This is a genomic window from Nocardioides sp. (assembly GCF_034670285.1).
Lineage (GTDB): Bacteria > Actinomycetota > Actinomycetes > Propionibacteriales > Nocardioidaceae > Nocardioides.
Window position 1 is genome coordinate 1 of sequence record NZ_JAXMNS010000262.1, and the last position, 5571, is coordinate 5571.

At 71.0% G+C, this 5571-nt stretch carries 5 protein-coding genes; 4 read left to right on the forward strand and 1 reads right to left on the reverse strand.

What is annotated here, in order from left to right; translation table 11 throughout:
* Positions 1-143: 143 nt before the first annotated feature.
* Entirely contained in the window at positions 144-1034 is an 891-nt protein-coding gene (locus VOI19_RS13245; protein ID WP_323793434.1) for an oxygenase MpaB family protein, read from the reverse strand.
* 150 nt (positions 1035-1184) lie between these two features.
* Here VOI19_RS13245 and VOI19_RS13250 point away from each other — a divergent pair, with 150 nt between their 5' ends.
* Genes VOI19_RS13250 through VOI19_RS13265 form a run of 4 tightly spaced genes read left to right on the forward strand, consistent with a single transcriptional unit; the run spans position 1185 to position 5509 of the window.
* Positions 1185-1808, forward strand: a complete 624-nt coding sequence (locus VOI19_RS13250) for a TetR/AcrR family transcriptional regulator (protein WP_323793435.1) — start codon at positions 1185-1187, stop codon at positions 1806-1808.
* Positions 1805-2611, forward strand: coding sequence for a TIGR03084 family metal-binding protein (locus VOI19_RS13255; protein WP_323793436.1), 807 nt, complete (start codon positions 1805-1807; stop codon positions 2609-2611). Before VOI19_RS13250 ends, VOI19_RS13255 begins: the two co-directional genes overlap by 4 nt.
* Before the next feature lies 1 nt (position 2612).
* Positions 2613-4364, forward strand: a complete 1752-nt coding sequence (locus VOI19_RS13260) for an acyclic terpene utilization AtuA family protein (protein WP_323793437.1) — start codon at positions 2613-2615, stop codon at positions 4362-4364.
* A complete protein-coding gene (locus VOI19_RS13265; protein ID WP_323793438.1) occupies positions 4364-5509 on the forward strand; it encodes an acyl-CoA dehydrogenase family protein in 1146 nt (381 codons plus the stop codon). Before VOI19_RS13260 ends, VOI19_RS13265 begins: the two co-directional genes overlap by 1 nt.
* Positions 5510-5571: the final 62 nt, after the last annotated feature.

Here is a 5571-nt window from a genome sequence, read left to right on the forward strand (position 1 = left end):
CCCTACACGACGCTTTTCCGATCTCCGAGCGGCTTCGGATCCCGATGGTTGCCGGACGCCGCTCGCTGAACCTGTCGAACGCCGCGGCCCTCGTGACCTTCGAGGCCTGGCGGCAGCAGGGGTTCGCCGGCGCCCAGTAGGCGTCAGGGCTGCGCCGCCACGGCGCTGCTCTTCGAGGCGTGTCGCACCGGGCAGCCCGGCGCGAAGGTCCCCATGCGCTCCACCTCGAAGCCGTCCGGATAGCTCTTGATCCGCGACATCTCGTAGACGTGCACCGCGCGGCGTCGCGACGGCAGCGCGGCCACGACGCGCGCCCGGACCCGCAAGCCGCCTCGCGACAGGCGCTGCACGATGTCGCTCGGTCGCCGGTAGTGGAACGCGTCGAGCAGCGGGTCGTCCATCAGAGCCCGGCTGAACACGTCGATCACGCGCTTGAGCGGCCTCGGGTAGAAGGCGGCCATGAGGTCCATCGTCGCGTCGGCGACCCGACGCGAGCCCGGGTCGTAGGCGAAGCGCTCCCGCTCGTAGTCGTCCATCAGGTCGGCGAACTCGTCGTACGACGCCGGGACCTGCTTGATCCCCAGGTGTCGGCCGAGGCCCTGGTAGTAGCGGACGGAGGAGTCGACCTCGGCCCTGGTCATGGCGCGCCAGCCGTAGTCGTCGATCCACCGCTTGGGCACCACGACGAACGTGGACAGCACGTACAACATGTCGTCGTTGCTGATGTCGTACATCTTGTGCATCTGGTTGATGCGCCGCACCGCGGCCTTGCCGCGCTCACTCTCGAACCCTTCGAGCAGCGGCACCTCGAGAAGCAGCGAGGTGTCGTCGTAGCGCTTCTGCGTGGCGTGCTCGAATTCGCCGGTCGCGTCCAGCAGTCGCCCGATGCTCGGCACCGCATAGGTGCGGAAGAGCGCAAAGCTCAACGCCTGGTTCATGTCCCACGGGAACTCGAGGGTGGCCAGGTTGCGGTAGATCTCGACGAACTGAGTCTCCGGGTCCAGGCCGCGGTTGGGGGTAGTCCTCCACTCCATGACGCCTCCTAGCGATGGATCTGAGTGTAAGTCGACTTCCTTCGAGGCATTGCTCGTCCAGGCGCTCGCCTCCTCGATGCCCGACGGCGATCACCTCGAACTTTAAAGACAGGCTTGACTGTTTGTTCGTCGAGGGGCAGGGTGGCGACCGTGACCGCGACCACCACCCCGGCCAAGCGCGTTCCTCAGGAGGAGCGCACCCGGGTCATGCGCGCGCGGCTGCTCGAGGCCACCGTCGACCTGCTCGTCGAGAAGGGCTTCGCCAGCACCTCCACGACGTCGGTCTCCGAGCGCGCCGGCGTCAGTCGCGGCGCCCAGCTGCACCACTTCCCGACCAAGAACGACCTTGTCGTAGCCGCGGTGGAGCACCTCACCGACGTGCGGGGGGCCGAGCTGGCCGCAGCTGCCGCCGGGCTGCCCCAGGGCGTACGACGTACGCGCGCCGTCCTGGAGATGCTGGGCGACCACTTCACCTCGCCGGTCTTCACTGCCGCGCTCGAGCTGTGGGTCGCCGCGCGCACCGACGAAGCGCTCCTCGCTGCGGTCGCTCCGCTCGAGCAGCGGGTGGGGCGCGAGACCCACCGGCTCACGGTCGAGTGCCTCGGGGCCGACGAGTCGCACCCGGGCACCCGCGAGCTGATCCAGGCCACCCTCGACCTGGTGCGCGGCCTCGGCCTCGCCACCACCATCACCGACGACACCCAGCGGCGCGCGCGGATCCTCGACGAGTGGGCCCGCGTCCTCGACCTCCAGCTGACAAGGACCGACGCATGAGCCTCATCGACGACCTCCTGCACGACCTGACCCTTGAGGGCGACGCCCTGCGCGCGGTGGTCGCCGCGCTGCCCGACGAGCAGTGGGCCACCGACACACCTGCCGAGGGCTGGACGATCGCCACCACGATCGCCCACCTGCTCTGGACCGACGAGGCGGCCGTGCTCGCCGCCCGCGCCCACGAGGACAAGGCGGCCTGGGACGAGCTGGTGCTGGCCGGCATGGCCGACCCCACCGGGTTCGTCGACACCGCCGCGCTCGAGATCGGTCAGCTCCCGCCGGCCGACCTCCTCGCCCGCTGGGACGACGCCCGCCCGGCGCTCGCGGACGCGTTGCGCGCCGTCCCCGACGGGCAGAAGATGCCGTGGTTCGGTCCGCCGATGTCGGCGACCTCGATGGTCACCGCCCGCTACATGGAGACCTGGGCGCACTCGCTCGACATCTACGACGCGCTGGGCCGCGAGCCTGAGCGCACCGACCGCATCAAGCACGTCGCCCACATCGGCGTGCGCACCCGAGGCTTCTCCTTCGCCAACGCCGGGCAGGAGGTTCCGGCCGCCGAGGTGCGCGTCGAGCTCATCGCTCCCAGCGGCGAGGTCTGGACCTGGGGGCCGGACGACGCCGCCGAGTCGCTGCGCGGCTCGGCGTACGACTTCTGCCTGCTCGCCACCCAGCGCGTGCACCGCGCCGACACCGACCTGGTGGCCGAGGGGCCGGGCGCCGACGCCTGGCTCGACGTCGCCCAGTGTTTCGCCGGCCCCGCCGGCGGCGGTAGGGAGCAGAAGGAGGCCCACGGTGGTTGAGGTGCGAGCGGAGCGAGACTCGAACCCCCTCCGCATCGGCAACTGCTCCGGCTTCTACGGCGACCGGATGGCCGCGATGCGCCAGATGGTCGAAGGCACGGCCGCCGGCGAGAGCCTCGACGTCCTCACCGGCGACTACCTCGCCGAGCTGACCATGCTGATCCTCGGCAAGGACACGATGAAGGACGCGAACCTCGGCTACGCGCGCACCTTCGTGCGCCAGGTCGAGGACAGCCTCGGACTCGCGCTCGAGCGCGGCGTGAAGATCGTCAGCAACGCCGGCGGCCTCAACCCCGCGGCACTGGCCGACAAGCTCCGCGAGGTCGCCCGCGGCCTCGGGCTCGACCCCGCGATCGCCCACGTCGAGGGCGACGACCTCCGCGGCCACGCCATCAGTGAGGGCGCGCTGACCGCCAACGCCTACCTCGGTGGGTTCGGCATCGCCTCGGCGCTGCTCCAGGGCGCCGACATCGTCGTCACCGGCCGCGTCACCGACGCCTCCCTCGTCGTCGGCCCCGCCGTCGCCCACTTCGGCTGGACCCCGACGCAGTACGACGAGCTGGCGGGCGCCGTCGTCGCCGGCCACGTGCTCGAGTGCGGCACCCAGGCGACCGGCGGCAACTTCTCCGGCTTCCTCTCCCTGCCGCTTCAGTCGCAGGCCGGGGCGCCTCTCGGGTTCCCGCTGGCCGAGATCGCTGTCGACGGCTCGAGCGTGATCACCAAGCAGGACGGCACCGGCGGCGCGGTCACGATCGACACCGTCACCGCCCAGCTGGTCTACGAGATCCAGACGACCCGCTACCTCAACCCCGACGTCACCACGCTTCTCGACTCCGTGGAGCTCGCGCAGGAGGGCAGCGACCGGGTTGCGATCAGCGGCGTGCGTGGCGAGGCCCCGCCCGAGCATCTGAAGGTCTGCCTCAACACTCTCGGCGGGTTCCGCAACTCGATGGAGCTGGTGCTCACCGGTCTCGACATCGATGCCAAGGCCGACTGGGTGCGCTCCCAGCTCGAGGGCTCGCTCACGGCCTCCGACGTCACCTGGACCCGCACCGCCCACCCGCTTCCCGACGCCGATACCGAGGAGGGCGCCTCCAGCCTGCTGCGCTGCACGGTGATGGACGCCGATGCCGGCCCCGTCGGCAAGGCGTTCACCGCGCCGCTGGTCGAGCTGGCGCTCGGGTCCTACCCGGGCTTCACGATGACCTCACCGCCCGGACCGCCCACGCCGTACGGGATCTATCGCGCGGCCTACGTCGACCGCTCCGAGGTGACCCACACCGTCGTCCACGCCGACGGCGCGCGGGAGGTCGTCGCCGACCCGACGGAGTTCACCGCCGTCGACGCGCACGCCGGCCAGCGCCCCTCGCCGTACCCCGCTCCCACCGACTCGATCACCCGCCGGATGCCGCTGGGCAGCTTTGTGCACGCCCGCTCCGGCGACAAGGGCGGTGACGCCAACATCGGGCTGTGGGTCGCGCACGACCCGGAGATCAGCGATGCCAAGCGCGACGCGCGAGTGACGTGGCTGAGCAAGCTCATCACGCCCCGCAAGGTGCGTGAGCTGGTGCCGGAGGCCGCCGACCTCGACATCGAGGTCTACGTGCTGCCCAACCTCGGCGGCGTCAACGTGCTGATCCGCGGACTGCTCGGCGAGGGCGTGGCCGCCTCGACCCGCTTCGACCCGCAGGCCAAGGGCCTGGGGGAGTGGGTCCGCTCCCGCTCGGTGCAGATCCAGGAGGGCCTCTTCTGATGGGCGCAACCGGCAACGAGATCTTCGAGCTCGGCGCGGAGTTCACCCGCCGCGAGATCGTCGAGCACCACCAGCAGTGGGAGGACGACCTCGTCCTGCCCCGCGAGCTCCATCTCTCCGCCGCCAAGCAGGGCGTGCTCGGGGTCGGCTTCCCCGAGGAGGTCGGCGGCCAGGGCGGTGACCTGATGGACACCACCGACCTGCAGGAGGGCATGTTCTCCGCGGGCGCCTCCAGCGGGCTGATGTCGGCGCTCTTCACCCACGGCATCGCGCTGCCGCACATCATCTCCGCCGGCCTGGGGTCGGGGGAGTCCGACCTGATCGACCGGTTCGTGCGGCCGACCCTGGCCGGTGAGCTGATCGGCTCGCTCGCGATCACCGAGCCCGGCGGTGGGTCCGACGTCGCCGGCATCCGCACGACGGCGGTGCGCGAGGGCGACGAGTACGTCGTCAACGGGGCCAAGACGTTCATCACCTCCGGCACCCGCGCCGACTTCGTCACCACCGCGGTGCGCACCGGCGGACCCGGCCACGCCGGGGTCTCGCTGCTCGTCGTCGAGAAGGGCACGCCGGGCTTCACCGTCGACCGGGCCCTGACCAAGATGGGCTGGCACTGCTCCGACACCGCCGAGCTGTCGTATGTCGACGTGCGGGTGCCGGTCGCCAACCTCGTGGGTGTCGAGAACACGGGTTTCTACCAGATCGCCGAGCAGTTCGTCGTCGAGCGGATCGGCCTGGCCGTCCACGCCTACGGCATCGCGGCTCGCTCCCTCGAGCTCACCGCGGAGTACTGCCGTGAGCGCGACACCTTCGGCAAGCCGCTCATCGCCAACCAGGTGGTGCGCCACAAGCTCGTCGAGATGCGGCGCCAGGTCGAGGTGGCGCGGGTCTACGCCCGTGACGTCGCGCGCCGCCACGTCGCGGGGGAGAACGTGATCGCCGAGGCCTGCCTGGCCAAGGAGACCGCCTGCAACACCGCGACCTACGTCTGCGACCAGGCCGTGCAGCTGCACGGCGGCGCCGGCTACATGCACGGCACCGAGGTCGAGCGGCACTACCGCGACGCGCGCCTGCTCCCCATCGGTGGCGGCGCCACCGAGGTGCTCGCCGACCTCGCCGCCAAGCTCCTGGGCTACACCTCGTGAGCACGGCGCCCTGGTCGTCGAGTAGCCGGGCTGCGAGCTTGCGAGCGACCGGCGTATCGAGA

What these genes read in the sequence shown, in the direction of transcription:
- VOI19_RS13245 (WP_323793434.1), bottom strand. Translation starts at nt 1,034, where the DNA reads ATGGAGTGGAGGACTACCCCCAACCGCGGCCTGGACCCGGAGACTCAG.
- VOI19_RS13255 (WP_323793436.1), top strand. Translation starts at nt 1,805, where the DNA reads ATGAGCCTCATCGACGACCTCCTGCACGACCTGACCCTTGAGGGCGAC.
- VOI19_RS13265 (WP_323793438.1), top strand. Translation starts at nt 4,364, where the DNA reads ATGGGCGCAACCGGCAACGAGATCTTCGAGCTCGGCGCGGAGTTCACC.